General features: G+C 60.5%; 17 protein-coding genes. 14 read left to right on the forward strand and 3 right to left on the reverse strand.

Translation table 11 applies throughout. From position 1 onward, the window contains the following. Positions 1-62 precede the first annotated feature (62 nt). The gene (locus tag BLW69_RS14505; RefSeq protein WP_062578392.1) at positions 63-563 is read left to right on the forward strand and encodes a cytochrome b; all 501 of its coding nucleotides are present in this window, start codon (positions 63-65) and stop codon (positions 561-563) included. Positions 564-628: 65 nt separating this feature from the next. Here BLW69_RS14505 and BLW69_RS14510 read toward each other — a convergent pair whose 3' ends face one another. Then, positions 629-1,831, reverse strand: a complete 1,203-nt coding sequence (locus BLW69_RS14510; protein ID WP_092662919.1) for a M24 family metallopeptidase — start codon at positions 1,829-1,831, stop codon at positions 629-631. Positions 1,832-2,046: 215 nt separating this feature from the next. Between BLW69_RS14510 and BLW69_RS14515 the strand changes: the two genes are divergently transcribed. Together BLW69_RS14515 and BLW69_RS14520 are read left to right on the forward strand one after the other, a co-directional pair. Further along, the gene (locus BLW69_RS14515) at positions 2,047-2,751 is read left to right on the forward strand and encodes a GntR family transcriptional regulator (protein ID WP_062578394.1); all 705 of its coding nucleotides are present in this window, start codon (positions 2,047-2,049) and stop codon (positions 2,749-2,751) included. 101 nt (positions 2,752-2,852) lie between these two features. Further along, on the forward strand, positions 2,853-3,815 hold the full coding sequence (locus BLW69_RS14520) for a dihydrodipicolinate synthase family protein (RefSeq protein WP_092663450.1): 963 nt from the start codon (positions 2,853-2,855) through the stop codon (positions 3,813-3,815). Between the two features lie 144 nt (positions 3,816-3,959). Here BLW69_RS14520 and BLW69_RS14525 read toward each other — a convergent pair whose 3' ends face one another. Then, a complete protein-coding gene (locus BLW69_RS14525) occupies positions 3,960-5,225 on the reverse strand; it encodes an FAD-dependent oxidoreductase (RefSeq protein WP_092662921.1) in 1,266 nt (421 codons plus the stop codon). A 135-nt stretch (positions 5,226-5,360) separates the two neighbouring features. Here BLW69_RS14525 and BLW69_RS14530 point away from each other — a divergent pair, with 135 nt between their 5' ends. The 8 genes from BLW69_RS14530 (at position 5,361) to BLW69_RS14565 (ending at position 12,716) form a co-directional block, all read left to right on the forward strand. After that, positions 5,361-6,293 (forward strand): LysR substrate-binding domain-containing protein, encoded by a 933-nt coding sequence (locus BLW69_RS14530; protein ID WP_062459921.1) that lies wholly within the window; start codon positions 5,361-5,363, stop codon positions 6,291-6,293. Next, positions 6,286-7,194, forward strand: coding sequence for an alpha/beta fold hydrolase (locus BLW69_RS14535; protein ID WP_092662923.1), 909 nt, complete (start codon positions 6,286-6,288; stop codon positions 7,192-7,194). The genes BLW69_RS14530 and BLW69_RS14535 overlap by 8 nt, the downstream gene beginning before the upstream one ends. Then, positions 7,184-8,137 carry a LysR family transcriptional regulator gene (locus BLW69_RS14540; RefSeq protein ID WP_062459917.1) on the forward strand — a complete coding sequence of 318 codons (954 nt, stop codon included), beginning with the start codon at positions 7,184-7,186 and terminating at the stop codon, positions 8,135-8,137. Before BLW69_RS14535 ends, BLW69_RS14540 begins: the two co-directional genes overlap by 11 nt. Before the next feature lie 122 nt (positions 8,138-8,259). Further along, positions 8,260-9,282 carry an ABC transporter substrate-binding protein gene (locus BLW69_RS14545; RefSeq protein ID WP_092662925.1) on the forward strand — a complete coding sequence of 341 codons (1,023 nt, stop codon included), beginning with the start codon at positions 8,260-8,262 and terminating at the stop codon, positions 9,280-9,282. Between the two features lie 43 nt (positions 9,283-9,325). Further along, positions 9,326-10,093 (forward strand): ABC transporter ATP-binding protein, encoded by a 768-nt coding sequence (locus BLW69_RS14550; protein WP_092662927.1) that lies wholly within the window; start codon positions 9,326-9,328, stop codon positions 10,091-10,093. Next, positions 10,086-10,931 carry an ABC transporter permease gene (locus BLW69_RS14555; RefSeq protein ID WP_092662929.1) on the forward strand — a complete coding sequence of 282 codons (846 nt, stop codon included), beginning with the start codon at positions 10,086-10,088 and terminating at the stop codon, positions 10,929-10,931. The genes BLW69_RS14550 and BLW69_RS14555 overlap by 8 nt, the downstream gene beginning before the upstream one ends. A gap of 31 nt (positions 10,932-10,962) precedes the next feature. Further along, positions 10,963-11,994 (forward strand): zinc-dependent alcohol dehydrogenase, encoded by a 1,032-nt coding sequence (locus BLW69_RS14560; RefSeq protein ID WP_092662931.1) that lies wholly within the window; start codon positions 10,963-10,965, stop codon positions 11,992-11,994. Continuing rightward, a complete protein-coding gene (locus BLW69_RS14565) occupies positions 11,994-12,716 on the forward strand; it encodes a hypothetical protein (protein WP_092662933.1) in 723 nt (240 codons plus the stop codon). The genes BLW69_RS14560 and BLW69_RS14565 overlap by 1 nt, the downstream gene beginning before the upstream one ends. A gap of 143 nt (positions 12,717-12,859) precedes the next feature. Here the strand turns inward: BLW69_RS14565 and BLW69_RS14570 are convergent, their stop codons facing one another. Beyond that, complete coding sequence (locus BLW69_RS14570; RefSeq protein WP_062459905.1) at positions 12,860-13,414, reverse strand: Pycsar system effector family protein; 555 nt, start codon at positions 13,412-13,414, stop codon at positions 12,860-12,862. A gap of 127 nt (positions 13,415-13,541) precedes the next feature. Between BLW69_RS14570 and BLW69_RS14575 the strand changes: the two genes are divergently transcribed. From BLW69_RS14575 to BLW69_RS14585, 3 genes are all read left to right on the forward strand, one after another. Continuing rightward, positions 13,542-17,198: a FecR domain-containing protein gene (locus BLW69_RS14575; RefSeq protein ID WP_244508840.1), complete on the forward strand. Its 3,657-nt coding sequence runs from the start codon at positions 13,542-13,544 to the stop codon at positions 17,196-17,198. 36 nt (positions 17,199-17,234) lie between these two features. Then, complete coding sequence (locus tag BLW69_RS14580) at positions 17,235-19,004, forward strand: CHASE2 domain-containing protein (RefSeq protein WP_280141292.1); 1,770 nt, start codon at positions 17,235-17,237, stop codon at positions 19,002-19,004. Positions 19,005-19,203: 199 nt separating this feature from the next. Then, on the forward strand, positions 19,204-19,827 hold the full coding sequence (locus BLW69_RS14585) for a pyridoxamine 5'-phosphate oxidase family protein (RefSeq protein ID WP_092663452.1): 624 nt from the start codon (positions 19,204-19,206) through the stop codon (positions 19,825-19,827). Positions 19,828-20,100 lie beyond the last annotated feature (273 nt).

Raw genomic sequence — 20,100 nt, forward strand, 5'->3', positions numbered from 1 at the left:
CGACGCTCACCATCCGATCGCCCCATGCGACGTCTGAGACAACCACGATGGAAGGATCACCAATGACAACGTCTAGACCTCTATCATTCTCCGTATCTCAACGCGTCCTGCACTGGCTTACCGCTGCGCTCGTCACTTTCAACCTCGTCCTGCCCGATGGCATGAGCGACTGGAACCGGAGTATGGAGCGAGACGGGATGGCCTCTGCCGACCAAGTGGCAAGTGCCAATATTCACGCCTATGTGGGCATTTCTATTCTGGCTCTCGTCGTGCTTCGCCTGATCATCCGCTTCACCCGTGGCGTTCCGGCATCCCCGCCGCAGGAACCCCCGATTTTTCGGATGGCTGCCACAGCCGCGCATGCCGCGCTCTACATTCTGCTCGTCGCAATGCCGCTGACTGGCATGGCTGCATACTATCTTGGCTACGGCAGTGCAGGGGAACTGCATGCCGATGTCCTCAAAGTCGCCTTATGGGTGCTGATCTCCGGCCATGTGCTGGGCGCTCTTGTCCACCAGTTCTATTGGAAAACAAATGTTCTGCGCAGGATGACGACTGGCTAGAAGGCTGCGCCGGCCGACACAGGTGACGCCGGCCCCGGCTCACGCCCTCGGATAGACTCGCCTCGTCAATCAAACGGCCGCTCGAGAGAGGACGACGGCTGCGTGAAGAAGGCGGGGCCCTCTTCGGTCATGTAGATGATGTCTTCCAGGCGCACGCCGCATTCGCCGTATAGTGCAAGCATCGGCTCGTCGGAAAACACCATGCCTGGAGCAAGAGGTGTCTTGTTGCCGCGAACGATGTAGGGGTCTTCGTGCATATCCATGCCGAGCCCGTGTCCGGTTCGGTGCGGCAGGCCGGGAACCTGATAGTCGGGACCGTAGCCGGCATCGGTCAGCACCTTGCGGGCGGCAAAATCAACCTCTTCGCAGGCGATCCCGATCTTTGCCGCGTCAAAGGCGGCGCGATGGGCTTTCTGTTCGAGCGACCAGATCTCGCGCTGCCGTTCCGTCGGCTCTCCGAAGACATAGGTGCGGGTGATATCAGAGCAGTAGCGGTGGATATGCGCGCCGAGATCGATCAGCACCATGTCGCCCGCCTTCAGCGTCTGCGCATAGGGAACGCCGTGCGGATAGGCGGTCGCTTCGCCGAACTGCGCAGCGGCAAAGATGTGTTTCATACCGAGCTTGGCATGCGCAGCGGCAATGAAATCGGTGACTTCCGTTGTCTTCACGCCCTCGTAGAGACCTTCCCAGACGGCCTTGTGAACACCAAGGCTCGCGGTCATCGCGGCCTGGATGATCGCGATCTCGTTCGCCGACTTGATCTGCCGGCACTGGGCAATCAAGTCCTTGGCGCCGGTAACCGTCAGGCGGTCGCCGAGATGCGTGGTGATTGGGCTGGAAAATGCGAACGGCGTCGCCGGATCGAAGGCCAGAATGTTCCCGTCTGCGGCAAGGCTGCAGATCAGGTCAGCGACCAAACGGGCCGGATCCTCATGCTCCTCCCAGACCGCGATCTCGCCGGGGATCGTGATTAGCGTCTGGGTCTTCGGCTCCTCGAAGGCTGGGCTGATATAGATCGGAGCGCCGCGCGAAGGGATGATCGCACCATGCATGCGTTCGCTCGCCCCGAGCGTCATGGCGGTAAAATAGGTGAGGCTCGTCGATGTATCGAGATAGACCGCCTTGACGCCTCCGTCGCGCATCAGCCCCTGCAGCTTGGCTATGCGCGCGTTCAGTTCCTCCTTCGAGATCGGCGGAACCGCGGCAGCAATATTGTCAAAACCGGCAAGCGACTGTTCGAACGATATGTAGGCAGGGGCACTCATGCTGGGACTTTCCTGAAAGCGCTGTTCGGCGGGCGGGGCCTACGCGAGGGGTGAGATCTTTGAGCGTGCGCAGTTGGCGTAGCGGTAGCGTTGGGCGATGAATATGCTGCTGTCGACGGTCGTCAAGACTTTCGTTCGAATTGCCGGACGGGCTGACGACGAGGAGAGGATGCAGTAGTGCATGAATGACAGATAAAAACTTTGTGGGTGCCGGCATGGACGACAGCAATCAAAATCATGCGCTGGAGCGCAAGAGGGGATCCGGCGCGAGGCAGGTCTATGACCTCTTGCGGGATGAAATCCTTGATCTTCGCCTCGCCCCTGGAAGTGCGATCGACGAAGTTCAACTGGCAACGCGGTTCGGCATGTCGCGCACGCCGATCCGTGAAGCTCTGGTGCGGCTTGCCGGAGAGGGGCTGATCGAGACCCTGCCGAACCGGTCGACCATGGTGTCGAACATCGACTTTCTCGGCATGCACGCCTATTTCGATGCGCTGGGTTTGATGTACCGGGTCACGACGCGGCTCGCCGCGCAGCACCACAAGGCAGGTGACCTCGACATCATTCGAGCTCATCAGGCAGAATTCAAAGCGGCTGTCGAAGCCCAGGACGCCTTGGCCATGATCGCAACCAATGCGGACTTTCACGCGGCGATCGCTGCGGCTGGCCGCAATGAATACTATGCGCGCTTCTTTGAGCGTCTGCTGGGCGAAGGGCGGAGAATGCTGCGTCTCTACTACCAATCCTATGATGATCGGCTGCCATCCCGCTTTGTGGACGAACACGAAGAAATCATCGCGGCGATCGAAGCGCGAGACGTCGAGGCCGCGGACAGGCTCGGCCGCGCTCACAGTGAGCAGATCGAAGCCCAGATCGAGCGGTTGCTCACCCGCCATGACAGGCTCGACATCCTCCTGTAGGTCCTTGTATTTTTCTTGTCGACAAGATTGAAGAAGACGCTATGCTGCTCGTCGATAGGGACAGGGGCGCGTTTCCGTGCGCCGAAACGAAGGAGCTTCCCGTGACTGCAAGCATATTTTCGGGCGTCGTTCCGGCGCTGATGACACCGTGCACCGCAAACCGCATGCCGGATTTTGACGCGCTGGTCCGTAAGGCACAGCAGTTGATCGAAACGGGCATGTCGGCAGTGGTCTATTGCGGATCCATGGGCGACTGGCCCCTGCTCACAGATGCGCAGCGCATGGAAGGCGTCTCGCGCCTGGTTGAGGCTGGCATCCCCGTGATTGTCGGCACTGGCGCGATCAACTCCGCATCTGCCGTCGCGCTTGCCGCACACGCCCAGAAGGTCGGCGCAAACGGTCTCATGGTCATCCCGCGGGTTCTGTCGCGCGGCTCTGTGATCGCCGCCCAGAAGGCGCATTTCAAGGCAATCCTGTCCGCTGCACCGGACCTGCCTGCGGTCATCTACAACAGCCCCTATTACGGCTTTGCCACGCGCGCCGATCTGTTTTTCGCGCTTCGCGCGGAACACCCCAACCTTGTTGGTTTCAAGGAATTCGGCGGTCCGGCCGACATGCGCTATGCGGCCGAAACCATTACCAGCCGCGATGACGGCGTGTCTTTGATGATCGGCGTCGATACGGCCGTCTACCACGGCTACGTCAATTGCGGCGCAACCGGCGCCATTACAGGCATCGGCAACGTTCTTCCCAGGGAAGTGCTGCATCTGTGCAACCTCGCGAAAGCCGCGGCCACGGGTAACGCGGATGCACGCTTGCGCGCCAAGGAACTGGAAGAAGCGCTCGGCGTGCTTTCCTCCTTCGATGAAGGCCCGGATCTGGTTCTCTACTTCAAGCACATGATGGTCCTGAAGGGCGACGCAGAATATGCGCTGAACTTCATCGAAACGGACGTGCTCAGCGACAGCCAGCGCGGCTATGTGGAAGCCCAGCTGACGCTGTTCGACACCTGGTATGCCGACTGGTGCACGCTCCCCGGCGCTGTACAGACCTGCAAGCCCTGATCTTTGCGCTCGCGGGTAAAACGGTTCCTGTTTCCGCGACGATAAACGCCGTGGCCGTGTTGAACTCAACGCGGCCCCGGCACTGCGGTGATCAAAGTCATTGTTGCCCCGAAGATTTCCGGCCGCCAGTGAACCTGCAGGATTTCAAATCAACGCGCCCTGGAGCGTAAGCGCTGCCCGCACGTCGTCGGCCGAAACTGTGGTGCTCGAGGCGCGCAATGCTGCGGCAATGCCGGCTGCATGCCCTGTTGCGAAAGCGGTTCCCATCACCCGCAGCGAACCATAGGCTGCCTGATCGGCCCCGGCGACGCGGCCCGCGAGGAAAAGATTGGAAGCTCCGGCAGCCTCGATCGATCCCATCGGGATGTCTGCAAATCCTTCTCCCCCAAGATCGACGAAACGAACTTTCCCAGGCGCCTCGTGAACCTCCATCGGCCAGGCTGCGCGGCCGATACCGTCTTCGCGCCGCTCGCCTTTTGCCAGGGCTGCACCGGTCAGATCGTTGCGCGACCGTGTCCGGCGCGTTTCGCGGATGCCGATCTGCGGTCCGGTCGCTGCGATGAAGGCCGTTTCAAAGCCCGGTAGCTGCCGCAGCAACTGAAGGTTTCGCCACGCTTCTCGTCGTGCCTGGCGTTCCGCTGATCCAAGACTTGCGCCGCTCAAACCGTCCGTGTCGAGGTCGATCGTCATCCACCAGTAGTCGTTCGATGTCGGAAGCCGCAGCATAACGCCCCCGTCTGCACGGTGGATTTGCGTATCGCCGCTCTCGTTGTGCCTTGCAATCAGGTCTGCCATCCGCGCCCGGTCGAATGAAACCCCTGGCGCTACTCCGCCGATGCGAACCGGCAATGAGGCCGGCTGAACCTTGTCGCCTGCCATGCTGTTGACTGTCATTTCGAACCCGGCGAGCGATGCGAGCGCTGCCTCGCCACTGGCATCGACGAATGCGGCGGCAGTGATCTCGTAGCAACCGGCGTGGTCAGTCACGGTGATTGCGGTCAGGCCGTCCGAGCCGGTTGCGACGGCTGTCACGCGAGAGTGCAGCAACACGTCGATACCGGCAGCGTCGGTCATCTGGTCGAAGCCGAACTTGATTGCCTCCGGATCCAGCATGACGATCCAGTTGCCGCTGCTCGACCTGATCGGCGCGACCTCCTGGCCGAGCGTGCCGAGGGTGTGCAAGAGATCCGCACCTATGCCGCGCACGGCAAAGACCGGTTCGGGGCCTTTCTGGTAGAAGCCGCAATAGGCAAGCACCAGCGCGTTTGCCGCTGCGCCACCGAGAAAGCCGTACCGCTCGACGAGCAGAACTCGTGCGCCAAACCGGGATGCGGCCACCGCCGCGCTCATGCCGGCTGCACCGCCTCCGACCACCACGACATCATATCGACCACCACGCATAATGCTCATCCTATGGATCTCAATCGATGATGCTCACTGCGGTTGCGAGCATAAAGGCGACGATAGGCGGCCGCGGGTATTGACGCCAATACAGTTTCCGAACCAGGGTATAACCCGGATTTATAGGACGGAGACCCGTGGCGGATGCCGAACCCCAAGCTCAAGGAACGGCAGATCGAGATTTTTCGGACGATCATGGCGACGGGTTCGCTGACGGTTGCCGCAAGACATCTCGGCGTTTCTCAGCCCAGCCTGTCGACCGCGATCAAGCGTCTGGAGGACCAGCTCGGCATCGCGCTGTTTGCCCGCATCTCCGGCCGGCTGGTCCCGACGCAGGAGGCCGAACTCATTCTTGCCGAGGTCGAGCATGTTCATCAGCAGTCGGAAATACTGTCCGATGTCATCTACTCGATTGCCCGGGGCGACGCGTCCACCTTCCGCTTCGGCTCCACGCCAAGCCTTGGCGCCCGGCTGATCCCGAAGGCACTGAAGCGCTTGCAGCAGCAAGGCACCGCCGGCACTTTCTACAGCGATTCCTTGTCGCAGCGCGATGTGCGTGACTACCTCCTCTTTGGCCAAGGGGCCTGCGTCGCGACGATCGCGGAGGTTAACGATCCGGTTATCCAGACTGTCCCGATCGCCACCGCTGGCCTGGTCTGCGTGGTGCCTGCTGGCCATCCGCTGGCAGGTAGACGGTCCGTCAGGCCAGCGGATCTTTCGGACGAACAACTAATTTCGTTTGGCGCGACCACGACGCACGGTCTTCTGATCGATCAGACCTATCAGCGCTGGGGCGAGACGCGCAAAACGGCGGTCTACGTCCATTTTGTCGACGCCGCTCTCGCCTTCGTCGCCGAACGTATCGGCATCAGCGTTCTCGATGCCTTTTCGGCAATCGACTGCGATGTCCATGGGTTGGTGGCAATACCGATCGAAAACAGCGCCAGCGTTTCCGCCTATGTTCACGTCTGCGACCGTCGTCCAAGACAGAAAGGCGTCGACAGCCTAATAACCGCGCTCCGAGAAATCGCGGCAGCTGTGACGAACACGCAAGCAGGAGCGAAAACCGATGAGTAGACCGGCAAACGCCCTGTTCCCGGGGTTCAAGGACCGTCGCGTCCAGACGGCTGATGTCGATTTCGCCGTCCTCACCTCAGGCTCCGGCCCTGCCATCCTGCTGCTGCACGGCTATCCGGAAACCCGTTCGGCCTGGCACCGGATCGCGCCCGTGCTCGCTGCTTCCTATTCCGTGGTCGTGCCCGACCTGCCGGGTTACGGTAATAGCCGGGTCACCGGGACGCTCATGGATATGGGGTCCAAGCGCCGGATGGCGAAGAGCCTGCACGAGATGATGCGAGCCCTTGGGCACGACCGCTTCGTCGTCGTCGGCCACGATCGCGGCGGAAGGGTTGCCTATCGACTCGCGCTCGATTTCGAGGAGGAGGTGCGCGCACTGGTGTCCGTCACCGTCGTGCCGACGCCGGAAATGTGGGAAGGGGCAGGCAAGGCTTTCGGGCTTGGCGCCTGGCACTGGTTCATGCTGGCGCAACCCGCACCGCTGCCTGAAACGCTGATGGCGGCCGATCCGCGTTTTCTTATCGACTTGACGCTCGCCAAGATGGCCGGCGACATCCGCCTGATCGATCCTGCGGCGCTGGAAGACTACCGGATGGCCTTCGACAGTGACGAGGTCCGTCATGCGATGTGCGAAGACTACAGGGCTGGCGCGTCGGTGGACGAGGCAGACGACCTTGCCGATCGCAACTCCGGTCGAAAGATACAGGCGCCGGTGCTGGTGCTCTCCGAACAAGGCCGGCTCTACGGTGGCGGACGCACGCCGCTCGACATCTGGGCTGACTGGGCGGTCTCGGTAGAATGCGAGGGTCTTCCAGGCGGACATCTGCTGCCCGAAACGGCGGCTGACCAGATGATCGAGAGGTTGCTGGCCTTCCTTGGGAAAATCACCGATGCCCGCTGAGAACGACGACCACCAGCACAGGGTGCCGGCCACCACCGACGGATTGCTGAGCCTGCGCCAGATGGAGGTTTTCCATGCGGTAATGCAGGCGCGTTCGATCACCGGCGCCTCCAAGGTTCTCACCATATCGCAACCGGCGCTCAGCCGCACGATCCGCCGGATTGAGGACCTGCTTGGAATCGCGCTTTTCGCCCGTGATCGTAACGGGCTGGTGCCGACGTCCGAGGCGCTGGAAATATACGCGGAAATCGATCCGTTGATCCGCCAGCTGACCGGTGTTGGAACGCAGATCGGCCGTATCGCGCGCGGCGAAACCGCCGTGTTTCGGGTCGGCTCGACGGCCAGCGTGGCGCGGGCGCTGGTTCCGCAGGCGCTGCGGACGCTCTCCGTCGAAGTGCCGGGTATCGAGTTGTTCTTCGACGTGCTGCCGGTCGACCAGATCGAGGAATATCTGATTACCGGCCGCGGTGAAGCGGTGGTGACGATTGCTTCGCTGGACCATCCGCTGATCGAAAGGGAACATGTCGGGCGCGTCGATCTGGTGGCCGTCATTCCCAAGAGCCATAGCCTTGCGGCCCGTCCCGTCATCCATGCAGCGGATCTTGCCGACGTGGATTTCATCAGCTTTGCCGCCGGGGGTGCCCATCAGACAATCGTTGATCGTTTCCTCAGCCGCGAGAAACTGAAGGTCAACACCCGTGCCGTTGCGCGCTTTTCCGACACTGCCTTGGCGCTGGCGAACGAAGCCATGGGTATCGTCCTTGTCGACTACGTCACGACTCTCGGTCCGGTTGGCAGCAATCTTGTCATCCGACCGATCCACAACGCACCCCAGTTCTCGATATCCGTCCTGTGGAACCGTCGTCGCTCGCACTCTGCCAACCTGCGCAAACTGATCGAGATCATCGCCGCACGACTGTCAGCCCTGCCGCCGCTGCCCTGAGAGGCCGGATAACATGCTCTGAAGGCATGGGAGGCATAATCATTGTTTGTTGTCTTCTGGTGCGGTGAGTGGCAATGAGGGGCACTGGCGTAACGCAACGCCGTCCTTGGAGGAGGATAATCATGAAGTTTCAAATGAATCGCCGTCAGGCACTCATCGGCATGGGTGCACTCGGCAGCGCTGCGGCTTTTGGTCTGCCTGCGCGGGCTGCAACCCGTAACCTCGCCGTGCTTCACCTTGCCAGCCACGCACCGAGCTTCATTGCCTTCGAACGCGGTTACTACAAGGACGCAGGGCTGGACATCGAACTGAAGTTCTTCGAAGCAGCGCAGCCAATGGCCGTGTCAATCGCTTCGGGTGATGCCGACTTCGGCGTTACCGCGATGAGCGGTGGCTTGATCAGCCTCGCGCAAAAGGACGCCATCAAGGTTATCGGCGGCGCGCTGACCGAACAGAAGGGCGTTACCGGCGCGATCATCCTGGCGTCGAACAAGGCTTATGAGGCCGGTCTCACCGACCCTTCGAAACTGTCCGGCAAGAGTTTCGGCATCACAACGGCCGGATCCTCCTTCCATTTCATGGCGCACAAGATTGCCACAGCCAACAACATCAAGCTGTCCGACATCCAGCTGCGTCCGCTGCAGAAGCTTGGCGCAATCGTCGGCGCCCTGACCACGGGCCAGATCGATGCCTGGGCCATTCAGCCGAATGTCGCCAAGAAGATGATCCGCGAAGGCGCTGCCAAGCAAATCGGCCTCGTGTCGGACTACGCACCGGATTACCAGGTGACGACCGCCTTTACCTCGACCAAAAACGCCGCCAACGAGCGCGACATGACCGCGTCTTTCGTCAAGGCCTATTCGCGGGCGATCGCCGACTACAACGCTGCTTTCGTCGACAACAAGGCAGGTGACGCCGAGCGCGACGCCCTGGCCAAGATCGTCCACAAATATGTGGAAAGCGACAGCCCATTCGAAACGGCCAAGCAGAACCTGATCGAAGGCGCCATGCGCGTCAACGAGGGCCTCGCATTGTCGCTTGGAAGCTGTGTCGAACAGCTCGAATGGTTCAAGTCCGAAGGCATGGTCAAGGACGCGATCACCAACGAACAGCTGTTCGATACGTCCTACGTCAAGACTATCTGACCGGTCGAACCCGCGGCAGCACTGCGGCCTGCCTGGAGTACCCATGGATCTGAAGCTCAACAACATCAGCCACTCCTATGGAGCCGTCGAGGTTCTGGAGGATATTTCGCTCGACATTCCGCAAGGGCAGATCATCTGCCTGATCGGACCGTCGGGCTGCGGCAAGTCGACCCTGCTTCGGTTCCTGGGTGGCCTGGAGCGGCCGACCTCCGGCAACGTGCTGCAGGTCGGCAATCCGCCGGCAGATTCGCTCAACCCGCTGACATACGTCTTCCAGCATTTCGCTCTGCTGCCCTGGCGCACGGTCGAGGGCAATATCCGGTTGGTCCTCGAGGACCATGGGCTGAGCGGACGTCAGATGGACGAAATCGTGACGGATGTTCTCGATCGCACCCGCCTTTCCGAGTTCCGCAAAGCGCTCCCCAAGCAACTGTCGGGCGGCATGCGCCAGCGTGTGGCAATCAGCCGGGCGCTTGCGGTCCGTCCCGCAGTCATGCTGATGGACGAACCGCTATCAGCCCTCGACAGCCAGACCCGCGAACTGCTGATGGATGACCTGATCTCGCTCTGGACGCGCCAGCCGTTCACCTCGGTTTATGTAACCCACAATCTCAACGAAGCGGTCCGGCTCGGGCACCGCGTCGTCGTCTTGTCCCGCCGGCCAGGCCGGATCCGCGAGATCGTCGATATCGACATTCCACTGTCGGATCGGCATCTCGGCGATCCTGTACTGGAAGAAAAACAGAAGCAGCTCTGGGACCTGATGCGCGAAGAGGCCATGGCGGCCGACAAGGAGTTGGTCAATGTCTGACGTCACCTCGTTTTCCAGCCCTGTAGAGACATCAAGCAAGGGTGAAACAGGAAAGATATCGACCGTATCGTTCCGCGGTGGCGGCTTTGCGCCGATCCCGGTGCAGGGCGTCGGCATTGCAGTCTTTGTCGTTCTGATCGCGCTCGCCGAAATCGGCACCCGTAGCGGGTTCATCTCGAACCTGACGCTGCCACGGCCCTCGGCGGTCCTCGATACCTTTGTCCAGCTTTGGCAGACGGGTCTGCTGTGGAAGCATCTTCTGCCTTCACTGCAGCGGCTTTTCGTCGGTGCGTTCATGGGCATTAGCGTCGGCATAGCGGTCGGTGTGCTGATCGGTCTTTTCAGTTATGTCCGCGCCGGACTGGTCCCGCTTGTCGCCGCGCTGTTTCCGATCCCCAAGATCGCGCTCCTGCCTCTGTTCGTCATCTGGTTCGGCATCGACGAAATGTCGAAATACGCACTGATCGCTTTTGGCACGTTTACGCCAACCGTGGTTGCCACCTATGGAGCCGTCGACAACGTCGATCGCACGCTGATCCGCATGGGCCAGAGCTTCGGGCTGAATTGGTGGTCGATCGTCCGCAAGATCGTCCTGCCCGGGGCATTCCCGGCCATCCTTTCGGGTCTGCGCGTCTCGATTTCGATCGCGATCATTCTTCTCGTTGCCGCAGAGATGCTCGGTGCGCAATACGGCGTCGGCTCTTACATCCTCGAGGCCGGCTCGCTCTACGACCTGGAAAAGCTCTTTGCCGGCGTCACCATCCTCTCGGTCATGGGACTGCTCGTGAATTTTGTAATCGGGCAGGTCGAAAAGCGCTTTCTGAGCTGGCGCGGCTGAACACCTAAATATTATCGAAGGGAACGACACCATGCTGGCATTGCAAAAGGTCCGGCCCGCCAAAGGCGTGGAGTTTCGCGAGATCGGCGTGCCGGAAGCTCTTGCTCCGCGCGACGTTCTGGTCCGTGTCCATTCGGCCGGCATCTGCGGAACAGACCTGCACATCGCGGAGTGGACCCCGGGTTACGAGTCGATGGAGCGCGCCATGCCCGTCACCCTTGGCCACGAGTTTGCGGGCACGATCGAACGGGTAGGGGAGGCTTTGTCGGAAACGATTATCGGCACCCGCGTTACCGCAAGACCCTCTACCACCTGCGGCCGTTGCGATGCCTGCCTTCGCGGCGACGAAGACAATTGCACGGCGCGCAAAGGCATCGGCATCGGCCGCAACGGCGCATTTGCAGGGTTCGTGTGTGTGCCCTACCATAACTGCCACGTCCTTCCCGACAGTCTCGACATGGATGTCGCGGCTTTGACAGAGCCGATGACCGTCTGCGCCGAGGCGGTCGCGACTGCGGAGGTCCAGTCGGGGCAAACCATTCTGGTGATCGGTCCGGGTTTCATCGGGCAGGGCATCGCCATCATGGCACGGGCGATAGGTGCCAAGGTCGTAGTGATCGGCCGCGATGACGGGCCGCGGCTGGATGCACTCCGCGCGGCCGGTTTCGAGCAACTGATCGATACGGCGAAGACAGACATGGCGAGCGCCCTGGCGGACCTTGCGCCGTTCGACGCGATCATCGAGGCGGCCGGCGTACCCGCGCTCGTCAGCGCCACGCTCCCGTATCTTAAGAAGCGCGGGATCTTCACCGTTGTCGGCATCCACCCTCGGCCAGCCGAAATCGACCTCACAGCCGTCGTGCGCATGCATCAGCAGATCCGCGGCTCCTACCGGGCACCTGCTGCCGACTGGGACGGCGTCATTGCCTTTCTTGACGCCAATCAGCCGCTGATGCGACAGCTGATTTCGCACACGCTCACACTGTCGGACGCGCTAACGGGGTTCCAGGCCGCGCAGGACCGTATCGCATCGAAGGTCGTCCTTCGCATGGGAGAGCCCTGATGAGCCCCGCCATTCTCGCGCTCTGGAACGATTATCCCGCCGCCATGGCGGAGGAATACGACGCCTGGCACACATTCGAGCATGTCCCGGAGCGATTGACGGTCGCCGGCATGCGTGCCGCCAGCCGATACGTTTCGGCAGCCGAAAAAGAGAGCTATTTCACCCTCTACGAGCTTGAAAGTCTCGAGGTGATCGAGCAGCCGTCCTATCTCGATCTTGTGCGAAATCCGACCCCCTGGTCTCAGAAAATGCGGCAGCATTTTTCGAGCGTGCTGCGGATCCCAGGCGAGATCGCTGTAAAGGCTGGAAGCGGTATCGGCGGCGCAACACTCGTGCAGGCCTATTCTGTCGAAAGCGGAAAGGCCCATGCATCAATACCGATGATGGAAGAAACTCTGCGCCAGCTGATGACCCAAACCCGCATAACGGGCTTCCAGGTCGCACTCGCCGAGCCCAACCAGGTGTACGAGGTTTTCGAGCAAGATGAAGCGACCGACCCTGATACGGTCAATGTTGTCATCATCGCCGAAGGAACCTCTGTCGAAGCTTTATCGGTCATGCAGGCCGCATTGACGCGTCAGATCGAGCACCGTCTCGAACCCCGCAAAAGGCTGCGCAGCGACCTGTTCAAGCTGCTGATCAGCTACCGCGGCGAAGACTTTCCCTCGCATCGGTCCGAGATCGACACCAACACGATGTGGCATAGCGGCGATCACACCTGATCCAAATCGACGTCAGAAACGGAATGGATCGACCTCTTTCGAAAGACCGATTCCGCGGTCGCTTGGTGGGTGCCGCAGCCGTGCCGATGTGACGATGAACAGGACCGGGGTTGAGTACTGCTCATCGCCACAAGATGGCGTGATTAGCGGATGTTCTGCGTCGCCAGCAGGAGAATGACATAGGCGAGGACGGTCAGGACCAGTCCGCGGAAGGCGAACGACACGCACTTGTACTTACGGCGCGAGATCAGCGACAGGATGTCGGCGTTATCGAGATATTCGTTGAACAGGTAAGAGACATCGCGGTTCGCCGCAGCGAGCTCGAACAGCGGGCGATGATGCGGCCAGGTTCCCCAGAAGAGAGACGTCGAGCGGGGGATGTTGCGGGGGAGGACAACCAGGATTGCGCAAATGATTGAAAAGACTGACGCGCAGGCCAGTATCGCGCGAAGCAATGCCTCCGGAATGTCTGCCTTTGCATAGAGCGCCCAGTCGAACACACTTCGCCCTTCCGCAGAAGAGATCAAGAAAGCCAGCATGAACGTGAAGATATAGGCGGCCTTTTGGTCAGCTATCTTAATCTGGTCATAGAAGACGTCGTTGATCTTTCGGATGTGGTTTATGTACTCCTCCGTCACCTCACCGCTCGCCATGGTCAGGTCAAGCATCTCCGTAGGTGCGCTATCAAAGTCACTCACGTGAAAATTCTCCGCTTACAAAGTATCCTCTCTAATAAGACTCTGGCGGCTATTCAATAGTCTTGCTAGGGCGACTACGACACTTAGTTGCTTAAGGGTGGAGCGGCGGGGGATGCCGGATTGTAGAGTGAAACTTTTTAAGGCAGCAACAGTGCTGTCGCTGACGACGGCTGTTCTGTTGTCGGCTGCACTTGAGCCTGCGGGTGCGGAGCCCGTTCCGCGCTCAGGTACTGCAGCTGGGGCCGTCATCGCACGTAAGACTGGCGAGGAAGTCCGCTTTATTGACGTGTCCGACTGGCGGTCCGTCGATCTCAAACAAGACCTGATGAGCGGCGATATCCTGCGCACGAACGCGGTCGGCCAGCTCGCCATCGTTTTCTCGGACCGTACCCAGGTCAGGCTCGGCCGCAACACCTCGATGGTCGTGAAGCAGATCACCAGTGAGACGAGTTCCGACACGGTGTTGCAGCTTCAGTCAGGAACGATCTGGGCCCGGGCCGAGCGCGGAGGGCCCGGCGTACAGGTCCAGACGGCCGCAGCGGCTGCCGCTATTCGAGGGACCGACTGGACCATGACGGTCAGCGGCAACGACACGTCGCTGACGGTCCTCGACGGGGTCGTGCAACTCGCCAATCCACAAGGCATGGTCGACGTGCGTGCGGGTGAGGCGGCAGCAGCCACCTTGGGTCAGGCGCCTCGCAAGGTGGTTATCGTCGAGTCCGATGACCGCGAACAAATGCTGTTCTACCTTCCACCGCGAGAAGCGTTCGAGCGTATGCCGCCAGCAGCGGTCCCATTTGCAGACATGCGCCGAAATGCCGATCGGATTCTGGCGATTCCACCTGAGAAACGTTCGACCGCCGACCTGGTCGATCTGGCGGAAGCGCAGTTGTCGCTTGAAGGCCCGGCAAAGACAATGGGGATGCTTGGTGCGCTGGAGCGCACGCAGTTACCGTCGACCCAACGGGACCGGCTGATCCTGATCAAGGCCATCATCGCAGCCAACCAAGCGGAATACGGTGAAGCGGCGGCCCTTTTCGCGCAGGTTTCTCACCGCCTCGATCCGCGCAGGAGAGCGATCGCGCTCTGGGGTGGCTATTACGCACGATCGCTGGCAGATCCAAGCCGTGTCGAGCCGCTGCCACCGAGCGCTGGAGGACCGGAAGCCGCTTTTCTGCGGGCCTATGCGGTCGGTTTCCTGAAGGACCTGAACGCGTCGATCGAGGCTCTTCGCGAAGCGGAGCGACAGTACCCCTCCGACCCCTCGCTTCCGGCCTATCGCGGCTGGATCGCACTGTTGTTGAATGACCGCAAGCAGGCGGAGGAGGCGATAAACCGCTCACTGTCTCTCGATCCGCATGAGCCCACTGCGCTGGAGGCGCGATCTCATTTCAAGGCAGGGTTCCAGGGCGATAACGACGGAGCGCTGGCAGATCTCTACGAGGTTCTGAAGGTAACGCCTGGAAGCAGCACCACCTGGAATGCGATCGCCGACATCCACTCGACCAGAGGTGCCAATCGAGAGGCAGAGGCAGCGCTTCGAAAGGCGATCGAGTTGGATCCGATCGATCCTATATCGCACTCGAATCTGGCGATCTTCTATCTGGACACAAACCGGGTGAAGGAGGCGAAGCGCGAGATCGATCTCGCCATGGCTGCGGATCCGGCGCTGGATCAGGTTCTGATTGCGAGAGGTCGCTACTATCTCCAAACAGGCGAGCCCGACAAGGCGGTCGAAGACCTGCTCGCAGGCACTGTTTCCAATCCGGCGGATGCCCAGGGGCAGATCGTCCTTGGCGCAGCCTACTACCAGAAAGGGGACCGTGTCGCTGCAGAACAGGCGATCGACAATGCCGATAGACTGGATAACAACGATCCCGTCATCTCGGCGGTTCGGGCGTCGGTGGCCATTTCGGAGTATGATGCGCCGGGTGCGATCCAACATGCGCGAGACTACGTCCTGCGTGCGCGAGCGCGCGGCGGTGAGTACACGTCGCTTGGCGCAAACCAGCAGGCGGGTTCGATTCTCAACAGTGCGTTCCGCTTTCAAGGGCTGAACGCCTGGGGCGAATTCTACAGCGATGCCGTCTTCGATCCGTTTTCCGGTGCTGCCTATATCGATGAAAGCATCCGTGGCAGCGTCAACCCATTCGCGAACAGCTACCTCTATGGTGAGGACGTCATCAACAATGCCCCGAACGGGCAATTTTTTTCATCAACGCTTCAGGGGCTCCTGCTGGAGCCGACACTGATCTCGTCTCCCAGTCGCGGGTTTGACATTCTCACCCGGCCGTTCTTCGAAGTATCTGTCGGAGGTGGCTTCACTGCGGCGGGCGGAGGCACCGGCGGGACGGGCGAGGCAGAGATTCAGGGCTATACGAACTTCCCGAACCCAACGAGCTACTACGCCAATTTCGAATGGCAGAAGTCACTCGACGCCCGCGACGCCGGCTTGATCACGGATATCGGGACAGAGCTGGAGGTGCTCGGCGGCAATGTCTTCCTGACCACCAGTCCGACCTATTACGACCGCATCGTATTCTACTATAACGATGCAAAGAGTACCTTCGAGCAAGAAGTGACGATCCCCGGAACGTTGCCCGTCGTCACGGAAACGCGGCAAGACGAGATTGTCGGCCGAAGCCGCAACGGAGGTTTGGGCTGGAGCCACACGTTCGCCTACGAGAATGTCGTGAATGCCGCCATTCTTCACAGCGGCACGAGGCGCAATGACACACGGTACAGCGAGATCGACCTTGGAACTCCGTTTCCGACGATTCCAAATGCTCGCGAACGCGATAAGTATGAAGAAAATGCCTATATTGCTGCTCTAAGCCATACGTTCAAAGCGGGTGATCTCACCTGGCGCTATGGTTTGGAAGGTGGCTGGATCTCCGAATCCCAGACACAGACGATAGAAGACCTTATCGGCGGGGCTTCCGGGACCGCCAGCAGCTCGGATCGCACGAGCGTCGCAAGCGTTTATGTCGATCTGCTCCACGAGATCCAGTCAAACTTGAAGGCTGAGTACGCCGTATTCGGTAACTACCTCAGCAACGACGCATCTGACGGTGTTCGCCTTGAGCCGCGTCTCGGCCTTGCCTGGTCACCGGTCGAGGGACAGTGGCTCCGCGCTGCCGTGATGCGCAGCAGCACGGATCTGTCGACGCCGACGCTGTCGCCGGTCTCTGTCGTCGGCCTGCAGCCGAATGCTTTCGACGTTGCACCCGAAGGACGTGCCGATACGGTCGCACTTCGGTGGGATGCCGAGTGGACAGACCGGTTCTTCACGGCTGCGGAGTTCCAGCACCAGGACGTGCGCGACATGCAGATCGCAGTTCCACTGACAGCCGTTCCCTTCACCACCAGCGAGGGACGCATCGATAGGGCGAGTCTGACAGGCAATCTTCTCTTAGGGCACGGCTTCGGTCTCTCGTCCACGATCGCCTACGCGGATACGGAAGAAAAAGGCGGCAGCCTGCCCGCCGGCTCATCCTTGCCGTTCATCCCGGAATGGGCAGGCCAGCTGGCGCTCACCTATGTCAATCCGGCCAATGTCCAGGTTTCGCTGGCCGCCAACTACATTGGCGAGCGGATAGGCAGTGCCGGGACTGGCCTTGGTGACTACTGGACGCTCGACAGCAAGCTGACCTGGGAGCCTCTCGACAAGCGGATGGCGCTGATACTGGAGGCTTTCAATCTGCTCGACGAAGAGTTCGAAGTCGACGCCGGCGTTCCCGCATGGGGAAGATCCTTCAAGGGTACGTTGAAGGTTCGTTTTTAGATGTCCGGTAGTCGGTCGAATGCCCGCGGCGGGCCCATGCTCCGGTCTCGGCAGCTAAAGCTCACGGCGCTGTCACTGATAATCTACGTCGCATTGACGTTGATCGCTCAGCTTCCAGCTTGGTCGCTGCTCGACAACCGTGCGTTCGACTATCTCTCGACCCTCAACCCTTTGCCGCTTACCTCGGACAGCCCGATCGTCGTTGCGATCGACGAACCCTCTCTCGCCGAAATCCAGAGCCAGTGGCCGTGGCCACGAGGCCTGCATGCAAGACTGATCACGGCGTTGCGCGCGGCCGGTGCCAAGACGATCGGCATGGACATCATCTTCGCGGAGCCGTCCAATCCGGGAGACGACGCCGCCCTTGCCGCAGCGCTTGGACCAGACGTCGTGCTCGCCGGTGACGAAACGCTTGTGACGTCTGCGCAGGCGGATCAGTTCGTGCGGGTTCTGCCGCTGCAAATGTTCAGTGACGCCTATGCTTTGACGGGCATTGCCTCGATTACGCTTGATCGCGACGGCGTTCTGCGTCGTCTGCCACCCTATGACGATGGCTTCGCCGCCACGGTTGCGACTGCTGCAGGTTTCGAAATTCCTCTGGGAGTGCCGAACAAACTGCTTCAGGTTTACGGGCCAGCCCGCACATACCCGACAGTTTCCTATTACCAGGCGCTCGAGCCGGAGCGGTTCCTGCCCGATGGGTTTTTCAAGGATAGGATCGTTCTGGTCGGTCTAAGCCTTCAAACCGCAGCGACGGTGGAGAAGGGCGGAGCGGACGCTTATGCAACACCCTACACCGTCCACACCGGTCACCTGACGGCCGGCGCTGAAATCCAGGCGACGATCGTCGACAACATAAGACTGGGATCTTCCGTTACAGAAGCTGACCAGGCACTGCGTCAACTTCTGCTGTTTGGTGCGGTCGTCATCGGGGCGCTGCTGGTCCGCAAGGATACGGGTTGGAAAACCGTGTTGTACAACAGTGTCGCGCTTGTCGTGATGCTGGGTGGAGCTTACGCGGCGTTGCGGTTCGGGAGGGTGTTTGTGTCTCCGGTCTCACCCGCTTTGGCGATGCTCAGCATGAGCGCTGCGCAGGCGGGGCTCGATTACGCGAAGGAGCGGGCGGGCCGTCGCCAAATCACGCAAGCGTTCGCTCAGTACCTATCGCCTGACCTTGTTTCTCAATTGGCCAGCGATCCGACCCGTTTGAAGCTTGGCGGCGAGAAGAAGAAGCTGAGCGTCCTTTTCTGCGATGTCCGCGGGTTCACGACAATCGCCGAGCAGCTAAAGGATGACCCTCAACACCTCACCGAGCTGATAAACCGGCTGTTGACGCCGCTGTCGGATATCGTGCTCTCCCATGGGGGAACGATCGACAAATATATCGGCGACTGCCTGATGGCATTCTGGAATGCGCCGCTCGACGATCCCCACCATGCCGATCACGCGGTTTCAGCCGCGCTCTCAATGCTCGCTTCAATGGAGAGCCTGAACGCCGAGCTCGCGCGTGTGGCGGAGATCGCCGGTCGAACGCATCACGAGCTGCGTATCGGCATCGGCATCAACACGGGTGATTGCGTCGTGGGCAACATGGGTTCGACCCGGCGCTTTGACTATTCCGCGCTCGGCGATGCCGTCAATCTGGCAGCACGTCTTGAGGGGGAATCCAAGAACCTCGGCGTCTCACTATTGATCGGGGCAGGGACGGCGGCCAGCCTGGCCGACACGAGCGGTGTGAGGGAGCTCGGCCGCATCCTCGTCAAAGGCAAGAGCGAGGAAGTCTCGGTTTTCACTGTTGTGCGGTAGGAGATCGGACAGGAAGAATTTGACGGGAGAAAGCGTGCATCGATAGAGACGAACCGAAGAGTGTGATCCCGATCAACTGCGGCCGGAATGTCCACCGGCCGGAAGAATGAGCATTCCAATCTTTGATTTGGTCGAGCTATAGTCCGATCCGCGGCGCCGTCCGGTCACCATGCGGGCCCGCCTGAATATGGGGGTTCACGTGTCGTATCATTTCCTGGAAGTCGCCGTGACGCCGAGCGTCAGAGCCGCACAGGCGGATATGGGTGCGGATCAAATATGGTTGGGCAACCACGACCGCCCCTCAGATACATTCACGGAAAACGAAATCGCCTTCATCGCCTCGCGCGACAGCTTCTACATGGCATCGGTGTCTGAAACCGGGTGGCCATACGTTCAACACCGTGGAGGGAGAGCTGGTTTTTTGAAGGTCGTCGATCCTCGAACCATGGCATTTGCCGACTATCGAGGTAACCGCCAGTACATCAGTGCAGGAAATTTCGCAGCCAACGACCGAGCCTGCCTGTTCCTGATGGACTACGTCCGACGAGCCCGGCTCAAAATCTACGCACATGTCGAGCGGCTAACGCTCGATGCCGATCAGGCTCTTACCGATCTGGTCTCCGATCCCACCTACAAAGGCAGGCCGGAGCGGTTATTCAAGCTTCGGCTCGAGGCTTACGACTGGAACTGCCCGCAACACATCATCCCGCGCTATACCGAGCAGCAGGTCGAGGAAGCGGTAGCACCCCTTCGTCAAAGACTGCATCAGCTGGAAGCAGAAAACGCGACACTGCGGGCCCGTTTGGAAGGCAAAGCCTTGTGACCGGCGCTCGAACGATCGTCTAAGACTTACACACGAGATTGCGTGGTCGGTCGCCGGGCAGCGTTGCCTCAGCCGCTGGTTTCAACGTTCGTCGCCGGATGATGGTATAGCAGGCGATCCCAGCTGTACGTGGCTCGCCCGTTCGCTGATGTGACGATCGAGGGACGCGATCATCTCTTGGGGGCTGTCGCAGCCAGCGCCATATGCCCTCAACAGATAGGCAACCGCTTCCTCCCCCAACACGCTGGTCGGCTCAACGGTGTTAACGGCGCA

It is taken from the genome of Rhizobium sp. NFR12 (genome assembly GCF_900108545.1).
GTDB lineage: Bacteria > Pseudomonadota > Alphaproteobacteria > Rhizobiales > Rhizobiaceae > Neorhizobium > Neorhizobium soli.